Here is a 25,478-nt window from a genome sequence, read left to right on the forward strand (position 1 = left end):
TCACCTTTGATGGGCTGTGCACATCTTTAGAATGTGGCAGACAGTCCGAATGTCCATGTTGCAGGGGTTGGAATGGTACGCATACCCCATCCGTAGCCTGTGGTTCCTAGTGCTTCGGGGTCTATTCCATAGTTGTTGGCGGTCCAAGTGAGCAAGTTTTGTGCTTGCAACGTTAAGGCCAGCTGCGACAGTCTACACTTACTAACGAGCTGTTGGGGTACGCGATAGGTGAGCGACAGATGGCGAAGCTTGGCATAGTCGGCCTTAAACACGTGGCGGTCGGCCGCATACCATGGGTGTCTCATTGTTGCTAGGTCTAGCGCATAGCCGGTAAATGCAGGCGTTGCGTCTGGGTTTCGTTCGTCGCCTGGTTGTCGCCAGATATTGCGCATTTCTTTGTTGGGGTTGAGATGCGAGGGTTCTGACACGAAAGGAGCAGGCTCCGTGCGCAACACGTTGCCGCCGTAGAACATGAACATGAACGACAATTCGAAGTCTTTATAGGCGATGGTGTTGGTAAACGAACCGCTATATGTGGGGTGACGAGTGCCCGAGTGGACAAGATCCGATAAGTTGCTCACTTGCGAATCGGTTCTGCTGCCACCGTCTACATAGTAGCGTGGCGTTCCATCGGTGGGCGAAAGACCTGCGTAACGGAAGCTGAAGATCGACCCGAGCGGATGTCCCTTAACGGCAGCAAAGCCACTTGTGTACGAATGAACGTTGGGATTAGAGTCCTCCACGTCGTCGAGCGTGTTCTTGTTGCAGCCAAAATTCATGCCCGTTGTCCACCTTAGGTTTCGCGTTTGCAGGTTAACGCTGTTCAACGACACTTCTATACCTCTGTTGGTCATGTTGCCATAGTTCAGCGTCAGCTGCCTAAACCCTAGTGTGGGGTCGGCATCTCGTTGGGCCAAGAGGTCGGTTGAATGCTTGTGATACACCTCGATGCTACCCGAGAGGCGATTGTTGAGCACGGCAAAGTCGAGTCCCAAGTTGGTGGTAGCGGTTTTTTCCCAACGCAAGGTGTAGTTGGGCGGACTCTTAATTTCGGCTCCAAAGTCTTTGCTCCATGGGTTATATTGGGCCGCATTTAGCGTAACGAAGGGGCCGGCACCACGTGGTACGTTTCCGCCGATACCGTAAGTGAGGCGAAGCGTGAGGTTGTTTAGCCATGGCAGTTTGCCTTCAAGGAAGCGCTCTTTGGATGCATGCCATGCACCACCCACCGACCAAAGTGGCCGATATTGGTAGCGCGGGTCGGTTCCGAAGAGGTTCGACTGGTCTATACGTATGCTCGCCGTGAGGTTATACTTGCTGTCGAAGGCGTATGCAGCGTTGGCATAGAAGGACACATATCGGTTTTCGATCTCGTTTATCCAGTTGTTGCCACTGCTCGACCAGCTGAAATTGCCCGAGAGCGACTCTGTTCCCTTGAGGTTGGTCAGGCTAACGGGGTCTACAGGTTTGTAAGCCAGCGTGCTCTCGTCAAAGCCCATGTAATACACCGAGGTGTTTGTGCTCCTTGTTCTGCGCCGTTCGCCGCCGGCAAGAGTAATGATGCTGTGTGGGCCGAAGTCGCGGTTGAAGTTGAGTTGTGCACGCAAGGTGTATGCGTCGGCATCGCCCCTGCTCTCCGAATAGTGTGCGCCCTCTGGCACGTTAAGTGTCAGTCGCTTGGTGGTAGGGTTGTATTTGGCGGCATCGTTAATTTTGTTGCGCACGTAATACGACCGTGCACTGAATATCTCCGTTGTTTTATCAGACGAGTTTTCGGTTTGGAAACGCATGTCGAAGTTAAGCCCCTTGATAATCTTAACGTTGAGGCCCAACATCAGCCGATAATATTTCTCGTTGCTTTTGTATCGCTCTTCGCTGCGATTGGTTATGGGGCTGTAATGCTCGTCTTTAAGTCCCAGTTCTAGAAGTCGGTTCAATTCCCATTCCGACTTATAGGTCGGCACGTTCAGGGGATTGCCGTTTTCGTCTTTCAACATGGTATACGAAGGTTGGTTTCGATACATGTCGGCATACGTTCCCATGCCCCTGTCGCTGTTGGTGTTGTTAAAGTTCATCGTGAAAGCCGCCTCGGCGCTAAGCCAATTCGTCAGTCTGATGTTGTCTCTAAGCGTAGCCCCGAAGCGTTCCGTTTGGTTATAGCGGGCGCTATAGCGGTTACCCGCGTAGTTAAGGGTGAACACATAGCGGTTAATGTCGTTGCCTCCGCTTAGGCTAAGGTTGTGTTGGTGCTCGATACCTGTTTGCGCATAGAAGTCTTCCAGTTGCTTGCGGTTGTTCAGGTTACGATATTTTTCCAACCCTTGTTGAAACGTTTGCTCGTCGATAAGTCCGTCGCGGTGCTTATAGAGCAACTCCGAAACGGGATTGAGATAATAGTTTTTGGGGAGCATGTCGTAGGGTATGGAGTTGTATTTGAAACCATACACTTGCAGGTCTACCAGCTCGCGACTATCCATCAGGTTCAGATAGTCCATGTTGGGTTTAGGCGTGAACTTCACGCTGGCATCATATCTCACCGTGGTTTTAGGACTTTCCTTGGCATCGATGGTGGTGATAACGATAACGCCATTGGCTGCCCGCGCACCATAAATTGAGGCAGCGGCAGCATCTTTCAGTACGGTTATCGACTTGATGGTAGATGGGTTGATGCTGCCTATATCTCCCTCGAAGGGCAAACCGTCTACAACGAAGAGCGGGCGATAGGCGTTGGCACCGCCGTTAAGTGTCGACATACCACGTATATATAGGTTGCCGTTTTGCTGCATCATACCAGGCACCATGCCTTCAATACGTGCCAAGATGTTGGTTTGTAGCTTACCTTTCAACTTTTCGGGCGTAACGATGTTAAACGAACCCGTTGTGCGTTCGCGCGAGATGCTTTGGTAGCCCGTAACCACCACGTCTTTAAGGGCCTGTTCGCCTGCGTTCATAGCGATACGGAAGTTTGTTCGTTGGCCGATGTTTACGGTTTGTGTGGCCATACCCACGTAAGTGAAGGTTAACCGAGTGGCGTTGGCGGGCATGGCAACGCTAAACTTACCATCGGCATCGGTGATGGTGAGGGGTGTAGATCCGTCGGCCGACACGCTAACGCCCATCAGCGGTTCGCCGTTTTCATCGGTAACAACTCCGTGCAGCTGCCGTTTGTCGTTGTCGGGCATGGGTTTGTGTGGCGCATTTCCTGGCGCGTGGGCCATGGCTTGCATAGCAAAGGGCGCAAGGGCAAGTAGCGAAGGCAAAATGACGGCAATGGCAAGGCGATGCCACTGCGTGTGATGCTTTGCTATTTGCACGCGGGGTAGAATTGGGTTCATAGGCCTTTGGGTATTGTTTTTGTAGTGTAATTGATATGTTGCGATATCTGTTAAGTAAATGTTGGCTTGTAGCTTTCTTGGTTGAAACGTATCTTTCGCGGAGGTTTACAGATGTTTGGTGGCGTGTAACAGACGTCATGGAAGCCTGTGTGGGGTGCGAAGGAAGCCCTAAATGGTGTATATTCTATTTTATCGGCTGTAAAGATAATTGTTTTTTTGTTTTTGTGCAAGCAAATAGAGGTTTTCGTTAAACTAATAGGTGATTATGCAGAGAGGCGTGGCTGTTTATTAACAGAAAACGAACTTGCTAACTCTTTGACTTGTTAACTGCAATCCGCCCCTGTCTACTCACAAATTCAGGACCTCAAATTTAGTGATACCTTCTTCTTTGTTTGTAAATATTTTGCACCGATTTTTAACATTGTGAGAGCCTGTCTAATTCACAAACCTGCCATCGACTTGCATTTAATTGATTCTCGTGAGGGCTTGTAATGGGTTGATATAGTGTGCTTTATGTTGATTTATACAATGAAGCGAGAGGCTTTTAGATGTGTTTAGGCATGTTTTATTGCTAGATTTGAGTACTTTAGGCGTAAATTTTAGGTTTGCGATTGTTTACCTCGTGCTTTCTGTTTTCTAGGGTTTTACTTGACGATTTTCCACTACTTTCGATGCGTTTTAAGGTAAAACCACGTGTTGTCGCTAAGGTGTAACGTTGTTCCAGATGACATGGAACAATGTTCCAGATGATATGGAATGATGTTCCAGCTTATATGGAACAGGTGTCCCTCTTATAAAAAATACGGCAGAAAGCTTAATAATGCACTGCTAGGAATGATGTTATGCCGTTCGTTGGTTTGTGAATTTGGAGGCGTGAAAATAGCGCAGCTTTGTCGTTTGGTGAAAACGAGAGTTGGTAAAACATGTGTGATGGTGGGCAAAATGTGGTGTGGCGAGGTAGAAAAAGAAAGTGGTGAAGATATGTTTTTACCGTTTTTTGCAGAAAAACGCTTCTAGAATGGAGCGGAAACACGATGTTGATTTGTCAAGATTGATTACTATATTTCGCGCTGTGAGGAGCAAGAATAACAAATGACAAAGGAAGAACGCGCTGAAAAATGGTTTCGCAACATACCTAACGCAGAAGCCATAGACTTGGAAACGAGAATGGAGATATGTAGCAAAGTGGCAAATCAAGGATTGTTTAGCTGAGTTTGAAATTGATAGTGATAGCTGTATTTTCTTTATTAGCCAATGCGAAACCATCGAAAAGCTAATCAAGTTGAGCGAAGAGGTTAATCAAATTATCGATTTTGCAAATGAAATGTAGTGTTAACAATAGGTTTAAACAAACGGACTTATGCCATTTTGAGAACTACGATCTTGCAAATTCGTTAATCTTGTTAACTGGAAACAAACTCGTTAACTTGTGAACTGGAGACAAACTCGTCAACCGAAAATCAGCCTTTGTTTGCTCCATACCACTAGCACAACGAAGGTTAGGGCCTCGGAAAGGGGAACGGCGAGCCATAGCCCATTAACGCCAATGAGATGGGGGAGGGCTATGAAGATGGGGATAACCAAGACGAAACCACGCAAAAACATGAAGGAGATGGCTTCGGAGGCACGCTCCACGCTTTGATAAAAGCCGATAATGACTACGTTGAGCGAGAAGAATACGAAGCTGATGGCAAACAACGGGAAGCCTTCGGCGCACACATTGAAGGCATGACTACCTTCGGCAAGGAACAGGGAAATGAGCGGGCGGAAGGCCAACATACCCAAAATGCTGATAATGAGTCCGCTTACGGCCGTGAGCGCAAGCGACAGACGGAGGGTGTGGCGAACACGATCGTGGTTGGACTGACCGTAGTTGTAGCTTACGATGGGTAGCTGTGCCTGCGCAATGGAATTGCCGAACATGTACACGAGTGGGAAAAGATAGCATGCCACGCTGAACGCCGCCACGCCATCTTCGTGAAGAAAGGTCATGAACATGAAGTTGCCAACAATCATGAGGCCTGAAATGGCGGTTTCGGCAATGAACGTAGGAACGCCCAACTTCATCATATACCCCAGGTTACGCACAGTGAGACGCACGCTGGTGCGGGTGAACTTGGGCCGATAAAGGTGTATGGTCTTTGGGAAATACACCAAATAGGCCACGGCCATCACAGCTCCCACGGCTTCGGAAATGCTTGTGGCAGAGGCGGCACCCATCAAACCAAGATTGAGGGGGAAAACAAATAGCCAGTCGAGAAAGATGTTGAGTATGGCAGGAATTACGCTGGTGTACATGGCGTACTTGGGCGAACCGTCTAGACGGATGATGAAGCTGCCTACATGAACAAGCACGGTGAGGGCGGGTATGGGACTGATGTAGGTGAGATATTCAACAACGAGGGGTTCGAGTGTTTCGGAACCGCCGAAGAGATAGCATAGTTGTGGGGCGAAAACGGCGATAAGCACGCTCACCACCGACATGATGGCGAAGGGCACGGTGAGGGCTTGGGTGGCATTGATGTTGGCAGCCTTGTTGTTGCCCCGTGAGAGATGGACGGCCGCCACCACACTAACGCCTGTGGCAAACATGAGCGACACGCCCAGGCCGAGAAGGAAAATGGGTGCGGCGATGTTTACTGCTGCCAAGGCGTTGCTGCCTACACCCTGCCCAACGAAGATGCCATCGGCAAGGGTAAGCATGGCGTTGAACACCAATCCTAAAAGGGTGGGCACGAAAAGCTTAATGAACAATTGGGGGATGTTCATCTTACCGAAGTCTATGTTGTCTCTGTTATCCATGTGATAGGGATGATGTGGGGGTGGGGATAGGGGCTTTATGGGCCTAGTCGGCTTAGCTCGCCTTAATGTTCGGGGCTTGATTAGATAAGCTAAGTGGGTTTATCTGTGCTGTACTGGCTTGCCCTATGGCTTTCGCTAATTGTGCAAACCGTTTTATTATGACCTTTAAAACGCTTGCAAAGGTAGTGTTTTTCGATGAGCTGGGCAAATGGGAAAACCGAACATCCTTAGTCTTCACGACTCGGAATGCTCGGCTATACTTTTCTTTTCTCGTTTCTCGAAAAGTTCGTTTTCTCGTCATGGCAATGCTTAAGTAAACCTGGCATTGCACATTTGACTTATCGAAAACGTTCTTTTCTCGTTTCTCGAAAAGTTCGTTTTCTCGTCATGGCAATGCTCAAGTAAACTTGGCATTGCACATTTGACTTATCGAAAACGTTCCTCTTTTTTGTACCTAATATGCTATTAAACTATGCAAAATAATCTATTCCCATATCGGCAATCCCGCATCGCAATGGTGCGCAGCGAGTGTTTGCCTCGCTATGGCTTGGCGTTGTCATGCCTACTATAAGGAACAGGGATAACTGTTGCCTTTGCATAGGAACATGTTTGAACGCCAACTCTCTGTTGTATAATTCTCTCTCTCTTGTTTGTGAGGCAACTTCACAATTGCCTTTGTTTATCAACCTGACTTTTTATAACTTCTCTAATCCTGATTAACTTTTTGCCTTTTAAAACTCTCTACCTATGATCTATTTACGATATCATGAATTACTTGTCTGTGGGTATGTTGAAAAACACGGGTTCTGTGATGGGGATGTTGTTCCCCGCTACGGCTGCCAGACGTATGACGGCGTTGCCCGGTTTCAACTTCTTGTCGGCCTTTACCAGTGCTGTGTAGCGTATGGCCTTGCCTGGTTCTAGCTGTTCAATATGTATGGTGGACGATATGCCCAAGTGTTTGTTGCCCGTTTCTTCGGTTACGATGGGTTGAACATCGTGCAGTGTTTGGTCGCTATTGTTCCAAAGTTCGAAGATTACCTTGCAAAGCTCGTTGCGATTGATGCAGCGGTTTTGGTTGTTATCCACAAATCGGGCATTTAGTATCTTGATGGGCAGCGCGCTGATTGTTTGTGCTGGCTGCTGTTGCGCGTCGATACTGGTGGTGGGTTGCTGAGCGCTATAACTGCCTGTATAGTCTGAACCCTTGAAATCGTATATGCGGTCGTCGCCTCCGTTGTTCTCATCGAAACCGTTTTCGTATGTGGGGCGCTGTTCGTATGGCGGTTGTTCGTTGTAATAGCCGTAGTCGTCGCGGTCTCTTTCTCTTCGCCGTTGTTCGATGCGCTCGCGTCTTCTCTCGCTCTGCTCTTGCATTTTCTTGTCGGCTTGTTCGCCAATGGCAGCCCCGACAGCACCTCCTACACCCATGCCAACAATGGTTCCGAGGTCGGATCCACGTGGTCCGCCAGTTATTCCACCGATGGCGCTGCCTAAGATAGAGCCAAGAGTGGCACCTGCATAAGCACCCGAACCAGCGTAGGTTCCACATCCGACGAGTATCGCCAGAGCGATTATGGCTGTTGTGAGTTTTCTTATTACCATCGTCTTCGTTGTTGTTGGGTTGAGAATTTGCGGTGATGTATAGGGCGACAAGTCGCCTTCCAACACTTTTATTCTTGTTTCTGGATGCAAAGTTAGCAAGAAGGAGCGATGTGGTGGGAGGGGAATCCCCGAAACGAAGGTAGGGAATACCCTAAACAAAGCATGTGGGGTGGGGTGTTTTTCTGGGTTTTCTAGGATTAATCGGGTTTCTTGTGAGCTTAGATATTGTAGGCGTTATGGGCGTTCTAGATAATCTAGCGCTTTTAAGATGAGGCTAGGGGTAGGGAGATTAACACGCTTATCGACTTGGGCAACCGCTTTGTTGGCGGCATTAGGGTTTGTATTCCACCTTTCCGTAGACAATTCTGCGCGAGGGTTTCCATGCGTCGCTGGCGATATCCTTGTGCGCTATATAATAAGGAGTGCGAATATTGGCAATACCGAAGAGTAAGTGGCAGATGCCATCGGACATGCCTGGGCGAGCCACGGCACGTTGCAGGCGCTGCCAAACTTCGGGGTTGCGGTGGATAAACGATGGTGAGGCCCATACAATGAATGGTATGTCGTTCATGCTATGCATGTAAGACGAGGTGTGTTCGGGCGTAGTTCCGCGCCCATATTGGTCGCGCCAATCGTATATCTCTTCGCCATGGTCGGGCAGGTAGACCACAACAGCCGACGTGTTACGCATCGCATCGAAGACCATACCTAACACATGATCGTTGTAACGTGTGGCGTTATCGTACTCGGCGACCTGTTGTCGCTTCTTCGTTGTTAGCCATGGTGCAGCGCTTTTAATGTCCGTGGCACTGAAAACATTGAAGTCGGGCGTGTCGGGATATTTGTCTTTGGCGTTGAAATGCTGTCCGTTGAGGTGTAGCAGCAGTAGTCTATGGCGACGATTGTGGTTCTTGACATGGGCAAGAGCTTGCGAAACAAGTGGTCCGTCGAGTGTTCCTTCACTGCCATGAACGCTATCGTAGGTCACAGGACGTATCTGCGGATGATAGATAAAGCCGTTGAGGGTGTAGTTGGTGAACACGTTGTCGGCCGAAACCAGTTGGTTGCTCCACATCTCTACGGCATATCCCGCACGTTTAAATACCACAGGCCATAGTGCGCCTTGGCTCCAATTCTGACCTGCGGACACGTCGTTGGTGCTGAGTATGGCCTTTACGGCCTCGGTGGTGAAGTTGTAGGGGCTGATGTAATCGGTAAAGGCTAGCAGGTTGCCACGTTTTTGTTCGGCCACCATTCGCGGTGTGGTGGGCAGCGGGTAACCGTAGATTTGGGCGTGGCTCTTGATGTACGATTCGCCAATGACTACCACCATGGTAAGCGAATCGGCATCGTTGGCAAGATGGCTTGTGCTTCTTGCGGCCGCTAGGTTGTTGGCGATGGCGTCTTGCATCTCGCGTTTCATCAGGTGGGGAACGTAAAGGGAGTAGGCGGCGATAGAAAGGTCGTCCATCGAATAGGCGTAATAGCGAATGTTCCACCATTCTGCATCGGCCGTGGTTTGGCAACGCATCAGGGCAGGAATGGCCGAATAGGTGTAGGCTAGGGCAACAAACGAGGTGAGGATGGTGCCTGCGAGCAGCTTGGAGGGTAGTTTATGCTGGAGCCAACGACCCCAAGTGACGCGGTGACGTTCGGCAAAAACGACGATGGCCATATATAATATGGTGAGGGCGTAACTTTTAAATGCGCCTGCCGATATGGCAAATGTGGAGAAGAAACCCGACACTTCGGCGGCGTTGGTCTCTGCCACGAGCATCACGGTTTTGGGTGTGAGTTCTGATTTAAGGGCATAATGCAAGAAACTTCGTAACAATACACACCATGTGGGCAGGACGTAGGCCAAGCATTTGAACCACTTACGCCCCACGGCATGCACCACGCAGGTGAGCAGGTAGGCCAAGGCTAGAGCGGCGACGAGGTGTAGCAGGGCCGCCGCCACTTCGTCGGGATAGGCGTACATGTGCTTAATGGCCTCGATAGGCATCAGTGTTATGGCCGCAAACATGGCCAAGAAGAATACCCATTGACGAAGGGGGCGCATGAGCGTGCGTATCATTTTCGTGCAGATTTGTTTGTTAGGTGCAAAGGTCGGAAGAAAAATTGAAGTGGCAAAATGCACAAAGCGTATTGTTTTTTCTAAAGAAGAGCCTCACCCCCAGCCCCTCTCCAAGGGGAGAGGGGAGTGGTATGCCATGTGGATGTAATGCTAATAGGTATGGGTGGTTTTGTAATCGCATCGAAAATGACACAGGCTGGTATGGGCATACAAATGTTAATAGGCGCAGGTAATTTTGTAATCGCACTGATAATGATGTATGGCTGTATCGGCATACCAATGCTAATGAATACGGGCAGCATTGTCGTCACACGGCATATCACTCCCCTCTCCCCTTGGAGAGGGGCTGGGGGTGAGGCTGGTGTTGGTTTTATTAAAATCAAAATTCCCCCATCTCGCATCGACGAGATGGGGGAATGGATGATGATCACTTTGATTATTTTTCCCAACCGGGGTTTTGCTTGATGGCATGACCAGCGTTGCGATAGAGCGTTAGTTGGTCGATGGGGATGGGATAGAGATAATCCTTGTCGGCGAAGGTACGCATAAAGTCTTCTTTCACAATAGGTATGATGTAGCCTACGGTGTCGTTTACTTCATACTTTCCTGTGGCGGGGTTGAGCTGAATGAGATGCATCTTGCTCAGTTTCTCTAGGGTTAATACCTTTTCAGGTTTTTCTGCGGGATGCGTTTGATTGTACCACGCTACGTACTCCTTCTTGTTAACGAAGGCACCCATGTTAAGCTTGGGGTTCTTTTGCATGTCGGCATCTTCCAGCTTTTTCCAACGACGTAGGTCGTTAAAGCGCAGACCTTCGTACACCAACTCAACGCGACGCTCGCGACGTATCTCCCAAAGGATGGGCGAAACATTAGCTTGGCGTTGGCTATCTTTTATCTCGCCAGCGGGCACGTGTAGTGCATCGCCCACCAATTGCAGGGCAGGCATGTTGGTGCTAGGACGCTTGCGAAGGGCATTGATGGTGAGATCGAAGTCGGCTTGGGTAAGGGTGTACTTACCCAAAGTGGCCAACTCTGCTGCTGCTTCGATGTAGTTCATCATCACTTCGTTGAGTTTCATCACGGGCGCATCGGTAATGTTGGTGTAGCTTTTACCGCCAGCGGCATTGATGAGCGTGGGGTTGACGAAGCGATTAGCGAAATAGCCCGACGTGGCATATACTGCGGCGACAGATGGCAAGCGCAGTTCTGTGGTGTCGATGGTGGCATAAAGGCGCGGATCGCGTTTCATCATCTCTTTCTTGAAGTCCTTATCGCCCTGGTACATGGCGTTTCCTCCCTCTTGGGTTATAGGTAGACCGTTCTGCATGAGATAGCTCTCGATGAGTGACCTAGATGGACTAGACTTCTCGGGTTCTGTGTTGTTGAACGTCATCAAGCTGTGGGTGACAACACCTGCAGCATAAGCACGGTAGAGAATGATCTCTGGATTACCCGCGAGATCTATCGAAGTGGTGAGATCTTTGTAGTTGCTGCATAGCTCATAACGCTTAGATTTCAACACGTAATCGGCTGCATCTTTGGCCACTTGCAAGTATTTGGCGGCTACTTCGGTGTTCTGCGGATTGTGATACTTCTGCCATGTGCCTTCAAAGAGGAATATGCGCGATGCATAAGCATAAACAAGGTCGCGGGTGATGTTAAGTCCTTTCTCGCCATCGGTAAGACGAACATTCTCCATGGCATACTTCATATCTGAGAGTACGCTGTCCATCACTTCCAATCGCGGACTGAATGCACGATATAAAGTGGCCTTGTCGGTTGGGGCAATTGGCTGTTGATAGTAAGGAACGTCGCCGAAGTTAGATACCAACTTGGCATATTCCACTGCGCGGAGGAAACGGTTGACACCCGTCCAATGGCGTTTGGGTTCATCGAGGATGGTTGACCGCGACAATTTGTCAAGATAGGTGTTGACGGTATGTATCTGGTCGAAGTTCCATTGAGTAGCGGCGGTGGTTGCGGTGGGTACGTTCTTGGTGAAGAAAGTTGCCACTTCTTGGGCATTATCGTCGTTCCAGTCGGCAATGTTTGTTTCTGCAAACCAGTCGGCACGTCCCCAGCTTGAGTTATATCCCTTAAAGAAAGTGGGATATACGTTGTACATGGAATACTTGATAACGTCTTCCGAGTTCCATGTTTCGTCGTTGTCGCCACGTAGCTTGTCATACGGTTCGCGCGTAAGGAAATCGTTGCAGGCTACCAATGGCAGGGCTAGCAAAGCGAGGCCCAATATCTTATGTTTCATATTTTGTTCTTGTTAAGAGGTTTAGAATGCGGCTTGCAAGCCGAAAGAAATGGTTCGCGTGAAGGGATATGAGCGTCCGAAAGACCATGAGGCATTTGCTGCTCCGCGCTTGTACTCCGTTGTTTCGGGGTCGATAGGCAAGTGCAGGTTTTCGAACTCAAAGAGATTTTCGGCACTAACATATACGCGGAAGCTTTGCAGCATGATTTTTTTCACGATGTCTTGTGGCAAGGTGTAGCCCAGCGTTATGTTCTTGCAACGCAAGTAAGCCATGTTGGCAAGGAAACGGGTTTGTTTGAGATAGTTCTGGTTGTTTTGTTTCCAGCTCATATCGGTGGGACGGGGGTAGAAAGCACCCGTATTGGAGGGCGTCCAGTAATCTAGCTGGTGCTTGTAGGCTGCATCCATGTAGCCAGAACCACCTGCGGGGATGCCAACAGCACCGCCAACCCAGAAGTCGCGCTTACCTACGCCTTGGAAGAACATGTTGAAATCGAATCCCTTATAGTTTGCACCCAACGAGAAACTATACTCGTAGTTGGGCAGGTAGTTACCAATCACCTTCTGGTCGCCAGGATTATCAACCGTATTGTCGCCGTAAGTGATCTTTCCGTCGTTATTTAGATCCTTGTATTTCACGTCGCCCGGACCGAATTTAAAGGCGTCGTTCTCGAATTTACTTTGTGAAGCGATGCCGTCTTTAAGCTTTCCAGTATTGTCGAAGTCGTCTGCTTGGAACAGGCGATCGGTTTCGTAACCCCATATTTCGCCAAGTCGTTTACCTTCGTAGTTCTCGTTGATGTCACGCGTTTGACTGTTAAACTTGGTGATAACTTCCTTAACGTGCGAGAAAGAAGCCGATGCCGAGATACCCAAACCATTCTCGAACTGGTGCTGATAGTTAACGCCAATCTCCAATCCGGTGCCGGTGAGCTCACCGAAGTTCATCTTGGGCACTGTGGCACCAAAGGTGGCGGGTAGCTTTTCGCCCACGGTGTGCATGCCCGATGTTACGCGACGATACCAATCGAATGTGATATTGAGGTCGTTGTTGAGAAGGCTGGCATCGAAACCAATGTCGAGTGTGGACACGCGTTCCCATGTCAGGGCATCCGAACTAACGGAAGGCGTGTTGAGTGTAGCTACGTTCTTGCCATCGATAACCCATCCCGAGTTTTGCGGAGCCATGATGGGAAGGTAAGCGTAAGCTGCTACATCTTGGTTACCAATGGTTCCCCATGAGGCACGAAGCTTGAAGTTGGAGAGCACTGGTTTAGTCCAGTCCATGAATTTCTCTTCGCTTGCACGCCATCCAGCCGATACCGAGGGGAAGAATGCCCACTTCTTGCCAACAGGGAAGCGTGAAGAGCCGTCGTAACGCAGGTTAAATTCGAGCAGGTAGCGTTGTAGATAGTCATAGTTGATACGTCCGAACACACCAGCCGCAGCGAAATCGTTGTGATAGCTGTAGTTGCTGTTGTACGAGAATTGGTTTCCGTAGGCCAGAGCGATCTCTGGATATTTCTCGTTATAGAGCTTTTGGCGCTCTGAATAGTGTGCGAAAGCTTCACGTGTTTCGGCGTCGAAACCGGCCATCAACTTAAAGTTGTGTTGCTTTTCGATGTCGAACATGTAGGTTGCATAACCCTTAAAGATGTTTTGCAGGGTGTATTGGCTAGACTGTTCGGCCATGTTGTGAGGCAAACCGTAGATGTCTGTGTAGTTAGAGAATGGTGCCGTGGAGAACATGTCGTAGGCGTAGATCGTGCCACCGTTCACCTTACGCGAATCGTTGGTGAAGGAGAACGTGTAGTCGAAGTTGATGGAGAGATTCTTCATTGGCGTTATCTCCGTGCCTAGATTTCCGCGAACGTAAGTGGTTGTGGTGTTTTCGCGATTGCCATGCTTGATGTCGGTAACTGCCGAACGGAAGGGACGACCCTGGTAATTGGCATAAGGATACCAGCGAGGCCAACGTAAAAGGTAGAACCAAGCATCGTATTGGCCAGACGTGAAACGGTATGGCTCATCGTTCTTAGTGCGCGTAAAGAGTATGTTTGTGCGCACTTTCCACCAGTCGCTAACGTTGGTTGTGATGTTGCTATGCAGCGTATAGCGGTCGTATTTATCGGAGTTGTACTTCATTACACCACTTTGGGTGAGGTAACTCAAACTGATATTGTAGGTGGTTTTCTTGCTTCCGCCCGTCACCGATAGGTTATGGTTCTGCTGTGGAGTCCATTTACGGGTGAATTCCTTAATTGGATCGAACGAGCGATAGAAGTAAGTGTTACCGCCAATAATATCAAAGTCGCGGCCTTGCTGCATCTCTCCGAGTTCTTCTTGCGACATTCCGCCATACTTGTTTTCCCATTCTTCGAGTTTGCCAATTAGTGCCTCGTCGATGGTATAACCGATATTCGACTTGCTAGACAAGCCTTTGCTCTTCATAATCTCGAAGATAAAGCGGGCGTTGTCTGATGCTTTCATCTGCTCGGCCATCTTGGTGGGCGTGCTCCAAGCAAAGTTGTTGGAGTAGCTTACGTTTACCTTATCGTTGTTAGAACCTTGTTTGGTGGTGATAAGGATAACACCCCATGCAGCACGAGTTCCGTAAATGGATGCCGAAGCTGCGTCTTTGAGCACCGAAATGGTTTCGATGTCGTCGGGGTTTACCAAGTTCAGGTTGGGTACTTCCACGTTGTCTACGAGGATGAGTGGCGTTGTTCCCGACTCTGCGCTAAGCGAACCCACCGAACCACGTAGTTTAACGGCACTTTGTGTGCCAACTCCACCGATACGGTTGGTGATGGTAAGACCAGGGGTTATACCCTGTAAAGCCTTGGCCACATCGGTGATGGGACGGCTGGCGATGGCCTCTTTCACGTTTACGTTAGACACGGCACCCGTGAGATTCACCTTCTTTTGAGTACCATAGCCCACCACCACCACTTCGCCTAGCTGACTGGCGTTCTCGGTGAGGGTGATGCGCATATCGGCTTTGGCTGTCACGTGCATGGGGTTATAGCCCACGTAGGTGATGGTTAGCTTGTCTCCCGGACGTGCGTCGATGGTGAATCGGCCGTTGATGTCGGTCACTGCGCCCACGCCCTTGCCTTCGATGGCGACTGAAGCGCCCGTTACGGGTTCGCCGTTAGCATCGGTAACGATGCCCGAAAGACCTGTTTGCTGTTGCACGGTGTTAACGGTGCGTGGCGTTTGGTTTGCTGCGGCCTGTGCCTGTTGCAGGGCGAATGTGCCCGATAGGGCTGCGAAAGCCGCGCTTAAATAATAGATTCTTCGCATTTTAAATATGATTTGTTGGTATAATTGTATTTTTTTGTGAATTGTGTGTCGCAGATTGGTGAGTCTGTCTTATTCATGATTTGGCAGGGCGCTTGCCATTTTCAGGTAAGTCCCTGCCAAATCTAGTCTTGTTTGCAAAGTGAGGTGCAGCTTGTCGGTGTTGTTAGTCCCGCTATACCCCATTTGTAGTAGTGTTAGATCTAACCTTTGGAAGGCTAAATCTCTTATTGTTTTCTATTGCCAACCAGGGTTCTGGGTTAATCCGCCCAGCGTGATCTGGCCAGTTGGTATGGGATAGAAGTAATATTTCTTATCGAAACGGCGCACTTGATTGATGGTGTTCGAACCAATCATATACCCATTGGGGGTCAGGTCCTCTTCTGGGTTAGTCACATTGCTGAGGTTTGCTCCGAGATAGATGTTGGGATGTTGCTCTGAATCGAGGAGATGGAGCTGGTGCCAACGTATCAAATCCCAATAGCGTGTCCAGTTATCGAACATCAATTCGCATCTGCGTGTTCGGCGGATTTCCCACAGTAGGTTGCTCACGTTCATGTTATTGGCTGGGTCGGCAGCAGGAGCAAGCTGTATTCCAGGTAGTCCTGCGCGTGTTTGCAGCTTGTTTACGCTGTTGTCTAGGTCGGTTTGCGTGATCGTTCCAAGTTCAGCTTTGGCCTCGGCAAAGTTTAGATAAATGACAGACAACCAGTAAATAGGGCAGTCGGTGTACTGCCTGCCGATGTTGTTACGTTCGTCTACAGTTAGTTCTGTCACATTATCGTATTTGCAAACAGCGTAGCCTGTGGACGAAGTGAAACCACTACTGCCTGCACGCTTGTAGTCGTGACCTTTGAAAGCAAGTATCGGGTCGATGGTTTCGGCCAATCGTTTGTCGCGTACGGCAAGTTGCGCCTCAATGCTATACTGTCCATCGGCATTCTTAGTGGCAGCATCGTTGGTGTTCATTGTAGTTGTTGCCTTAGGCTTGCCATCAAGGAAGAGATACGCGTCGAAAGCATCCTTGGTCATACCGTTGGTTCCACCAGTGTTCATCGTGTAGTCGATGGTAGAGTGGTGCAACTTATTCTTAGAGTAAGGCTTATAGAAAATCATCTCCGGATTTTTGCTCAAGTCGGTAGAATTGTAGTTGCCTCTATAGCTCTCGTTCAGTTTATAGTCCTTAGCCATGAGCTTATTGCAAGCGTCAACGCATTCGTTAAGATAACGCTGTGCCCTGTCAGGATTGGCGGCTTTACCAGCGTTGTCCTCGGCAGTTCTGTATTTGCAATACGTTCCTTCGTAGAGCGCAATCTCGGCTTTCATTGCCAATGCCATGTCGGCCGTAAATCTTTGCTTGTTAGTTTGCGTAATGTGCTCTGCTGCATAGTTAAGGTCGTTCAACACACTGTCCATCACTATGTCGCGGTCAATCCTGGGACCATATAGAATATTATCGTCTTCGGTGGTAACCACTGTATTGATGAAGGGCACATCACCATATTGGCGTACAAGCTGATAGTAGGTCCACGCCCTGTTGAGCTTGGCAATACCCTCATAGTTGGCTTTCGTCTCGTAAGCGAGTGATGACGACTTCAGGCCAGTTAGAACGTAGTTGGCATGGCGCACGTCTTCGAATGGATATTTCCAGTCTAATGACGATGCCACGACATTAGTATATTCCCAGTTGTTGTCGGAAAAGTTTACTTGGTCATCGCCCAACGTCTTGAAGTAAAACCATCCGTACGAGCCTCCGTTTCCGTAACCTGTATAGTTATTGAGGAAAGTGTTGCACTGGTTGTCCAAGTTATCGGTGTTGCTCCAATAAGAAGGAGTATTGGTGAAGGTATCGTCTGGGTGTATATCTAAGAAGCTGTCGCAACTAGTCAGCGCACCCGTCACAATGATACCGCATATCAATATCTTTTTCATATTTCTAATGCTTTAAGATGGTTTTTTAGTTATAATGTTACCTGCATGCCAAACGAGAAAGTACGGGTTATGGGCGTGGTACGTCCCCAACCGCCATACTTCAATCCTGCACCTGTATTTATTTCGGGGTCTACGGGCAGGTCGTTGCCTTTATACAGTAAGAAGAGATTGTTTGCGCTGAAGTATATGCGTGCCTTTTGTATGTAGGCCTTGCGTGTTAGTTCTGCGGGTAAAGTGTAGCCAAGAGTTACGTTCTTTAACCTTAGATACGACATGTCGGTGAGATAGCGTGATTGCGGATAATAGTTGTTTGTTCCGTTTTCTATTCCTGATATTGTTCCTTTCCCCTCATTGCCAGGATACAAGCGCGGATATTTGTTGTTCTGGTCAATTTCGTAGCCCTCAATGGTCTTGCGATCTGCCGAGAAGCGCACCTTGTTGTAACTGGTTTGATGTGCGTAAAGTGCAAGGTCGGCCTCACGCATCAGAGGGAAGTTCATCGAAGAAATTGTCCATGCATCACGTTTACCCACGCCTTGGAAGAATAGGTCAAGGTCGATGCCCTTCCAAGAGCCACCAAGATGGAAGCTATATTCGTAACGGGGCAAGAAGTTACCTATCACCTTGAGGTCGCCATGATCGTTGGCTGTACCTTTACCGCCATTGATAACACCATTGCCGTCAAGGTCTTTGAACTTCACGTCGCCTGGTCCGTAGTGGAACGAGCCTTGTTCCAGGCCCTTTTGCGAAGCAACGCCGTTGGCGTAATTCCATGTTCCATCAGGGTTTTTCCCAGTGAAGTCGCTCTCTTCGAAATAGCGGTCGGTCTCAAAACCCCAGATGTCACCATAGTTTTTGCCTGAATAGTTGGCGTTGAGCAGCATCGATGGGTTGTCCCACCTTACTACTTTCGAGCGCGAATCGCTCAGGTTGAAATTAGCGTACACGTTAAACTCGCCGAAGCGATGATGCCAATCTACAGTAAACTCCCATCCGCGTGTGCGCAAGGTACCTGCATTAGATACGGGGGCATCAGCTCCCAAGACCTGTGGAAGCACTTTCGAGGGGGCTAGCATATCGCGATTCTCACGTTGATACCAATCGAAACCTACCATCAACTCATTGTTAAGAAAACCTAGGTCGATGCCTATGTCGGTGGTTCGGATGCGTTCCCATGTAAGGCTCTTTGCCACAAGGTCGGGCATGTTGTACATGGTTAGCAGGTTGGCGTTAGGCTTATTGTTGTCCACCCAGTTCACATACTTGTCTTCCATCTGGCTAATCAGTTCTTCAAACATGTAATCGCCTACGGCCTCATTACCTATTTCGCCTATTGATGCACGCAACTTACCATTGCTCACAACATTTTTCAGGTTCTTAAAGTATGGTTCTTCGGTGAAACGATAACCCAAAGAAACCGATGGGAAGAATGCCCAGTGTGCATTGTGTGGGAATCTAGACGAGCCATCGTAACGCCCGTTGATTTCCAAGAGGTAAATGTCTTTGTAGTCGTAGTTGATTCTGCCGAAGAATCCTGCAGATGCGCGGCGGGTATGTTTAGAGCCAATGTCCTGTCCTTCTTTCATTGCAAGGTTCAGTTCGGGCATCGCTTGATCGAACAGTATGTTTCTGCTACCTTTGAGATAGATATATTCAACCTTCTCGGCATTGAAACCCGCCATCGCTTTGAGATTGTGTTTCTGGGCGAAACTCTTCTCGTAGTCAATGTAGGCATTAAGTGTCCACGTGTTTTCTTTCGAGTTATCTTTCCACACAGAAGTCGCTTCCTTCTCTACGATGTAGGTGGGATTGGCGTGTAACCAGTTGATTCCATAAACTGAGAAGTCTTGCGAGCCGCTGTTCATATTTTGGATGGCGTAGGTGAAGTCCGCATTAAACGTCAACCCCTCCATGATGTTAGCTTTGAGGAATGCGTTCATGCGAGTGAAATCGGTAGCGGTCTTCTCTGTGGCTGCCTGTTTCAGCTGTGCCAACACGCGCGTGTCGTATCCGCCGATTGTACCCGAAGGGATGAAAAACGAGCCCCAACGCCATAGGTATTGGTATACATTGTTATATGTATCGGGACGTTCATAGTCGCGACGCGTATAGTTAAAGCGTGCTCCCACCTGCAGCCAGTCGTACAGGCTGCTGGTTACGTTAACCGTAGCATTATACTTATCCAGCTTGTCGGGACGTACTTTCATGATGCCGTCCTTGTGATCATAGCCAAAGGAAATATAGTAAGAACTCTTCCCTGACGAGCCTTGTATTGACAGAATGTGGCTTTGCGATGGGGCGGCATTGTTGTAATAAATCTTATTGATGTCCCAATCGGCATAATAGTAAGGCTTACCGTCAATGAGTGTATAGTCGCCCACGTTGTTTTCGTCTATGTATGGGCGCATCTCGCGATAGTTTGTCTTGCCTCCGTTTTGCTGTTGCCATTTCTCTGCGAGTGGCAGCAGCTTGTCGAAATGCATACCAAATAGTTCCACTGCGTATTTTCCTGCACTGGCTTTACCTTCCAATGCGGCTCTCAATTGCGTAGGAACATCGGGATAATCAGGGGTGAAGGTCGCCTGATCCCATGCAAAGTTGTTGCTGTAAGTGATGGTCGAACGCTCCGTGGGGTGTGCACCTTTTGTTTGTATCAATATCACACCGAAGGCTGCTCTTGTTCCATAGATGGATGTAGAGGCAGCATCCTTGAGCACCGACACGCTTTCGATGTCTTGCGTGTTAAGGAACGAGATGTCGTCCATAGGCACGCCGTCTACCACGATCAATGGATTGCTTTTGGCATCGTTACTCAATGTTCCCACACCACGTATGCGCAGGGTGGGCTTGCCGTTGATATCGCCATTGTTACTGATAACCGACAGACCCGGCACAGCACCTTGCAAGGCCTTGGCCACATCTTGTTGTGGACGTCCGGCCATGGTCTTTGAGAGGTCTACGGTGCTTACGGCACCCGTAAGATTAGCCTTTTTCTGTGTGCCATAGCCCACTACAACCACTTCGGAGAGTTGGCCAGCATCTTCTTGCAGCTCAATCTTCATGGATTCTGAAGCCGCAACGGTTACGGTTTTATAACCCACGTATGAGATGCTCAACTTAGCGCCTGGACGCACATTGAGGGTAAATCGCCCGTTAATATCGGACACGGCACCCACGGTTTTTCCAACCACAGCCACTGTTGCGCCTGTGATGGGTTCGCCTTGGGTATCGGTAATCACACCCGTGATAGTGTTCTGCTCTTGCAGTTCAGTCACGATAGCGGCTCCTTGAGTATTTCCTGCCATGGCCGTCAGCATAGTAGACGGGGCGGTTAGGGAAGCCAGCGTTGCAAGTAAACAATAAGCTTTTTTCATAAGGACATTATTAAGTAGATACGTTGTGATACCTGCTGGCGTTGTTTTAGCCTTTTGTTGAAGGGGGATTTGACGCCATGGTGCGGGCTCGCTCGGTACACTGTTGTCAACTTTAAATTGTTTAGAAACTACGGCCTTTTCATCTTATTAGGCCTGGATATCATTTTAGGTATAGGCAAATTTACAAGTTTTTAATATACATAGACTTATTTTTGTGTTAAAAATAATTTATATCACAAGATTTAAGAGTTTAGCAATAAAAGGTTAATTGGTAATTCGCTCGCTGTTTTTACACTGCTTTTACGATATAGTTAGCTAGTGACGTGTAAAAATATAAGATATTTAACCTTGTACAACAACATATTTACGAAACGTTATTTTGGAAGGCCCAATACCGTCAATATTTTCGTTTCGGCTGCGGTTTAATTAATTGTTTTATTATATAAGCTTTGGTAAAAGACCTCGTTGGCTTGTACTTTATTGACCCATAATTGTGTAATTATCTCCCGTTAGATAAGCGCTTGCACGCAGCTTTAGCAGTTCTTGAAGTGTTACAACTGATGTGTAATGCTGTTCCAGTTGATGTGTAGTCTTGTTCCATCATAAATGGAACCTTGTTCCACGTTAACTGGAATGACGGTACAACTTATCTTTACCGAGGCGTTAGTTGAAAAAGCTTTGAACAAAAGCTTTTTCAACGCACGCCACGAACTAATAATATGCTTAACTAAATGTTGGTGCGGGGATGTGGATGAATGAATAGAAGGGGGTTGGGAATGAAGCTTGTTATTGGCCTAGACGGCAAAAACGTTTGCTTAATCCTCCATTCTTTGCGCCACTTTTCCACTCTTTTCATTGTATTTCTTTCGCGATTTGCCTGTTAAGAAAGGGATGGCGATGAGGAAGAAAATAAGTAGGAAGTCGGCAATACCAACGGTAAGGATGATGTTGACGAGGGTTCTGACAGACATGTTCCAGCCCTCGGGCAGGGTGATGCCCCATATTTTGATGATGGCAAAGAGAGCAACGAGAACGATAAGTAGCACGATGCTCCATATTATGGCTTTGATATATTTCATTGTTTGGCGAGTTTATGGGTTTGCAAGTATGTGAGTTGATAAGTTTACCAGTTAACGGATTAACTGGTAAACGATATGATGAGTTGGCAAGTTTATGGGTTTATACGTCTACAAGGCGTTTGAAACGGCATGCTAAGCGGGTGTTATATCTCGTTGAGCAACTCGCGTTTCTTCGCTTCGTAGTCGGCATCCGTAATCACGTTTTCGTCTCTTAGTAGGCGCAGGCGAGCCAATCGGCGTGATAAATCGTCGTCGGCCGGGCTGCGTTCGTTCATCAGTTGGGTGGCGGCTCCCATTTGTTTGCCCATCTCAAGCCCCACGCCCATCTGCACGCCACTGCCCGAAAGGCCACCTTCGTTGCGTGCTGCATCGCGCAAGGCACGTAGTTTTTCCAGTTCGGCGTAGGTAAGTCCGCCCGCCTGTGCAGCCTGCGAGTCGGCCGTTACATCGGCAATTCTGCCTATTCGCTCTTGTGTTTGCTCGTCGAAGAGCGTTCCGTCTACGCGGAAGTCGGTGAGGGTGAAGCCCAGTTTCTGTGTCTCTTCGTTGAGTAGGGTGGCTAGCTCTTGACCAATTTCGGTGAGGTGGCCGTCTATCTGGTTGTACGAGTAGCCCAGCTTGTGGATGGTTGTAACGATGTTTTGCGACAGACGGCCCAATATCAGATCGCGTATCTCGCTGTTGCTAACTTCTGTTCGTGCACCAACGATGTCTTTAAAAAAGTGCTCAACGTCGCTTATTTGGTAAGAGAACGTTCCATTAACGCCCATTTCTACGGGCAGGTTATATTGCTCGTCAATAAACTTTACGGGCGAAGAGGTGCCCCATTGCTGGTTCGTAACTTGCGCCTTGCGATAGAAATAGATGTGCAGCTTGTGTTCGCTTTCGAAGTTTTGGCGAAGGTTTACAAGTGTGGTGAAGAAGGGGTGGTTGTCGGTCTTGAGGTTAAAGGTTCCTTCTTCCGTCAGTACGTCTACCACTTTGCCTTCGTAAACCAACACTGCGCCTTGTCCTGGGCCAACTATCAGTTTGCTGGCGTTCTTTATCTCGTCGGTTTTAGTGGGATATTTGTACCACAAGTATTGTTGTTTATCAGCTTGCCATTGAATTACGGCCGACAGCTGATTGCGAAAAAGATTGGCTATGCCCATAATGTATGTATATATTATAATGTGTAACGAAATGCATTTGATGCCTCAAGGCACTTAAAATTCTCTCACGGCGATGGTTTTCCCGTCGTTACCGATTAACCAAGCGCTGCGGTAGCTGGGGATAAGGAAGCCTTCGGGCGAGCGCACTACATTTTCTATGTTGGTGGTGTTGAACTTGGCTGGCGCCTTTATCGACCACTTGCGCTGGGCGGTATTGGCGTCTAACAGCTGGTAAACGTACTCGGCATCTTCCTTGGCCGTGGGTTTATAGCGTATAAGCAATTGCGAGTTGTCGAACCAAAGCACGCTCGGCGAGAAGTATATGGCTTCGGGTGTGAAGTCGGAATAGTTGATGAGGCGCGCCATCTTGCGGTCGAATGTGCTGATGAAAGCCTTCACCGAGCCTGCATTTCCGAAGAAAATGCCCGATTTTTCACCAAAATCCCTGCACCATCCGAATTCCCACGAATCTCTTTTGGGCTGACCTTCTTGCGCGTAATGGGTGTATTTCACCAGTTGTATTTGCTGCTCTGGATAGTCTGTTGTTTGCTTTGAGAAAGCGAATGCCGTGCGAACGGTGGGGTTAGGCAGCTTGGCTTGGCAGGCGTCGAAAAGCTCGTTGGATGTGTATGTCTTGCCGATGAGCGGCAGGTAATAGCGCTCTTTGCCAAGGTTGGTCATCACCTTGAAGCCATCAGAGTCGCCTGGGTAAAGTGGTTCGATGCTAGCGAAGCCTTCACGCAGTTCGGGTACGTTCTTGTAGACGGTCATCTCTTTCAGTTCGAGCGAGCTTGGGTCTATGGTGTACCATGTGCTCTTGTTGATAACCACGTTTATCCAGCCGTTCTCGAAGGTTCGGGTTTGCACATCGTCAAGCTTATCTACTGCCAGACGCTGCTCTTTTATCTTCTCGTCTTTCTTCACATCGTACACCCGCATTAGGTAATCGATCTTTTCATTGCGGTAATCGCCCTTACTAACGGAACCAAAAACCGCCACGACAGCTCGCCCGTCTTTGGTGAGGAAGGGCATAATGTGCTCGGTGTTGAAACGTTCCTTCTCTTCGGGCATGCTAGAAAACACCGAGGGAGTTGAATGCGTGGCACTGCTTCTGAAGCATTTGACGATGATAGAGGGTATGGATATGAAGCAGATAACGGCTAGCGCTATCAGCAAATATTTGATAATGTTGGTTTGGGAGACGTTGTCGGTGGGGCCAACGTAATGGTGGTTGATGTTGATATCATCGCTATCAATGAAAAATTCGGTGGAGCATGCTTCGCATTGGTAATAGTCGGTTCGTGTTTCTTTTACCTTAACGCTTCCACAATGTGGGCATTTAATTACTTTGATTCGTTTGCTCATGTTTGTTTTCCAATTCTCTAAAGATGGATTATTGTTGGCTTCACACTCCTTATTATATATGCAACAGGGTTGGAGTGGATGGCCAAACAAGTGAAGAAAGGCACTCCGACCTCTGGCGGTCGGAGTGCGATTTATCGGTGGGGGAGGGTTGGCTGGGTTAAAGGCTATAAGTGTTCAGGAGTTCTTATGTGTCGATCAATTCCGATATTGCCTTGTAACCGTATGGGCTTAGTTGCCCTCGCCGCCCCCTAAACGTTTGCTATTGTTTCGCGTCCAGTTGCTTTTTAAGCAGCATGGGAATTTCGCTTGTTTCTCTAGCTACGGGTATTCCGGCCGCTTCGAAGGCTGCAACCTTCTCTTTTGCCGTACCGCTTCCGCTCGAGATGATGGCTCCTGCATGTCCCATTTGTTTGCCTTTGGGTGCTTCTCTGCCCGAGATGAAGGCGGCAACGGGTTTGGTTACGTGCGCCTTAATGTATTCGGCGGCCCGCTCTTCGGCATCTCCGCCAATCTCTCCGATAATGGCGATGCTGTCGGTTGCAGGGTCGTTCTCGAACATTTCGAGTAAATCTTGGAAGTAAAGGCCCACGATTGGGTCGCCACCTACACCCACGGCGGTGCTTTGTCCCATGCCGTTTTGGGTGAGATTATACACCACTTCGTAGGTCAGCGTTCCGCTTCGGCTGATAACTCCTGTGCCGCCCTTCTTGAAAATGTTGGTAGGCATGATGCCAACCATACTCTCTTCGGGCGAGATAAGTCCGGGACAGTTGGGTCCTATTAGTTTAGCGCCCTTCTGGCGGATGTAGTTATAGGCTTGAACCACATCTAAAGTGGGTACGCCTTCTGTGATACAGATGATGAGTTGGATACCTGCATCGGCTGCTTCCATCATCGCGTCTTTGGCGAAAGCTGCGGGAACGAAGATCACGGAGGTGTTGGCTTGGGTCGCCTCAACGGCATCGCGCACGGTGTTAAACACGGGAATGCCGCTCACTTCTTGTCCTGCTTTGCCTGGCGAGGTGCCTCCAACGACGTTAGTGCCATACGCTTTCATCTTGGTGGCATGAAAACCACCGTCTCGGCCCGTGATACCTTGCACGATAAGCCTTGTATTTTTGTTGATTAGTATACTCATTTTGGGATGTTTTTAGTTTGTGGGTGAATTGTTCACTACTGGTTCATG

The 25,478-nt window shown here is 48.6% G+C and carries 14 protein-coding genes; 2 read left to right on the plus strand and 12 right to left on the minus strand.

The features are described from left to right. Positions 1 to 26: 26 nt before the first annotated feature. Positions 27 to 3,335, minus strand: a complete 3,309-nt coding sequence (locus tag F453_RS0104315) for a SusC/RagA family TonB-linked outer membrane protein (RefSeq protein WP_018966906.1) — start codon at positions 3,333 to 3,335, stop codon at positions 27 to 29. 756 nt (positions 3,336 to 4,091) lie between these two features. Here F453_RS0104315 and F453_RS0104320 point away from each other — a divergent pair. Then, positions 4,092 to 4,352 (plus strand): hypothetical protein, encoded by a 261-nt coding sequence (locus F453_RS0104320; RefSeq protein ID WP_025789896.1) that lies wholly within the window; start codon positions 4,092 to 4,094, stop codon positions 4,350 to 4,352. A gap of 432 nt (positions 4,353 to 4,784) precedes the next feature. Here F453_RS0104320 and F453_RS0104330 read toward each other — a convergent pair whose 3' ends face one another. The 3 genes from F453_RS0104330 to F453_RS0104345 all read right to left on the minus strand — a co-directional run bounded on the left by F453_RS0104330 (position 4,785) and on the right by F453_RS0104345 (position 9,819). Then, positions 4,785 to 6,137 (minus strand): MATE family efflux transporter, encoded by a 1,353-nt coding sequence (locus tag F453_RS0104330; RefSeq protein WP_018966909.1) that lies wholly within the window; start codon positions 6,135 to 6,137, stop codon positions 4,785 to 4,787. Positions 6,138 to 6,908: 771 nt separating this feature from the next. After that, complete coding sequence (locus tag F453_RS0104340; RefSeq protein ID WP_148295791.1) at positions 6,909 to 7,742, minus strand: YMGG-like glycine zipper-containing protein; 834 nt, start codon at positions 7,740 to 7,742, stop codon at positions 6,909 to 6,911. 331 nt (positions 7,743 to 8,073) lie between these two features. After that, a complete protein-coding gene (locus F453_RS0104345; protein ID WP_018966912.1) occupies positions 8,074 to 9,819 on the minus strand; it encodes a phosphoethanolamine transferase in 1,746 nt (581 codons plus the stop codon). 159 nt (positions 9,820 to 9,978) lie between these two features. Here F453_RS0104345 and F453_RS0104350 point away from each other — a divergent pair, with 159 nt between their 5' ends. Next, on the plus strand, positions 9,979 to 10,284 hold the full coding sequence (locus F453_RS0104350; RefSeq protein WP_234398345.1) for a biopolymer transporter ExbB: 306 nt from the start codon (positions 9,979 to 9,981) through the stop codon (positions 10,282 to 10,284). On the opposite strand, the gene F453_RS0104355 is transcribed toward F453_RS0104350, so the two are convergent. From F453_RS0104355 to sucD, 8 genes are all read right to left on the minus strand, one after another. After that, the gene (locus F453_RS0104355; RefSeq protein WP_018966914.1) at positions 10,256 to 12,088 is read right to left on the minus strand and encodes a RagB/SusD family nutrient uptake outer membrane protein; all 1,833 of its coding nucleotides are present in this window, start codon (positions 12,086 to 12,088) and stop codon (positions 10,256 to 10,258) included. The genes F453_RS0104350 and F453_RS0104355 overlap by 29 nt on opposite strands. Before the next feature lie 21 nt (positions 12,089 to 12,109). Beyond that, on the minus strand, positions 12,110 to 15,394 hold the full coding sequence (locus F453_RS0104360) for a SusC/RagA family TonB-linked outer membrane protein (protein ID WP_018966915.1): 3,285 nt from the start codon (positions 15,392 to 15,394) through the stop codon (positions 12,110 to 12,112). A 234-nt stretch (positions 15,395 to 15,628) separates the two neighbouring features. Further along, complete coding sequence (locus F453_RS0104365; protein WP_018966916.1) at positions 15,629 to 17,323, minus strand: RagB/SusD family nutrient uptake outer membrane protein; 1,695 nt, start codon at positions 17,321 to 17,323, stop codon at positions 15,629 to 15,631. Positions 17,324 to 17,352: 29 nt separating this feature from the next. Further along, positions 17,353 to 20,697 (minus strand): SusC/RagA family TonB-linked outer membrane protein, encoded by a 3,345-nt coding sequence (locus F453_RS0104370; RefSeq protein WP_026292452.1) that lies wholly within the window; start codon positions 20,695 to 20,697, stop codon positions 17,353 to 17,355. An 815-nt stretch (positions 20,698 to 21,512) separates the two neighbouring features. Then, a complete protein-coding gene (locus F453_RS0104375; protein ID WP_018966918.1) occupies positions 21,513 to 21,776 on the minus strand; it encodes a hypothetical protein in 264 nt (87 codons plus the stop codon). 143 nt (positions 21,777 to 21,919) lie between these two features. Next, a complete protein-coding gene (locus F453_RS0104380) occupies positions 21,920 to 22,927 on the minus strand; it encodes an SPFH domain-containing protein (RefSeq protein WP_018966919.1) in 1,008 nt (335 codons plus the stop codon). A gap of 54 nt (positions 22,928 to 22,981) precedes the next feature. Next, entirely contained in the window at positions 22,982 to 24,292 is a 1,311-nt protein-coding gene (locus tag F453_RS0104385; protein ID WP_018966920.1) for a hypothetical protein, read from the minus strand. Positions 24,293 to 24,551: 259 nt separating this feature from the next. Further along, positions 24,552 to 25,430 (minus strand): succinate--CoA ligase subunit alpha, encoded by an 879-nt coding sequence (gene sucD, locus F453_RS0104390; RefSeq protein WP_018966921.1) that lies wholly within the window; start codon positions 25,428 to 25,430, stop codon positions 24,552 to 24,554. Positions 25,431 to 25,478: the final 48 nt, after the last annotated feature.

Origin of the sequence: Hoylesella loescheii DSM 19665 = JCM 12249 = ATCC 15930 (assembly GCF_000378085.1) — a bacterium.
Classification (GTDB): Bacteria; Bacteroidota; Bacteroidia; order Bacteroidales; family Bacteroidaceae; genus Prevotella; species Prevotella loescheii.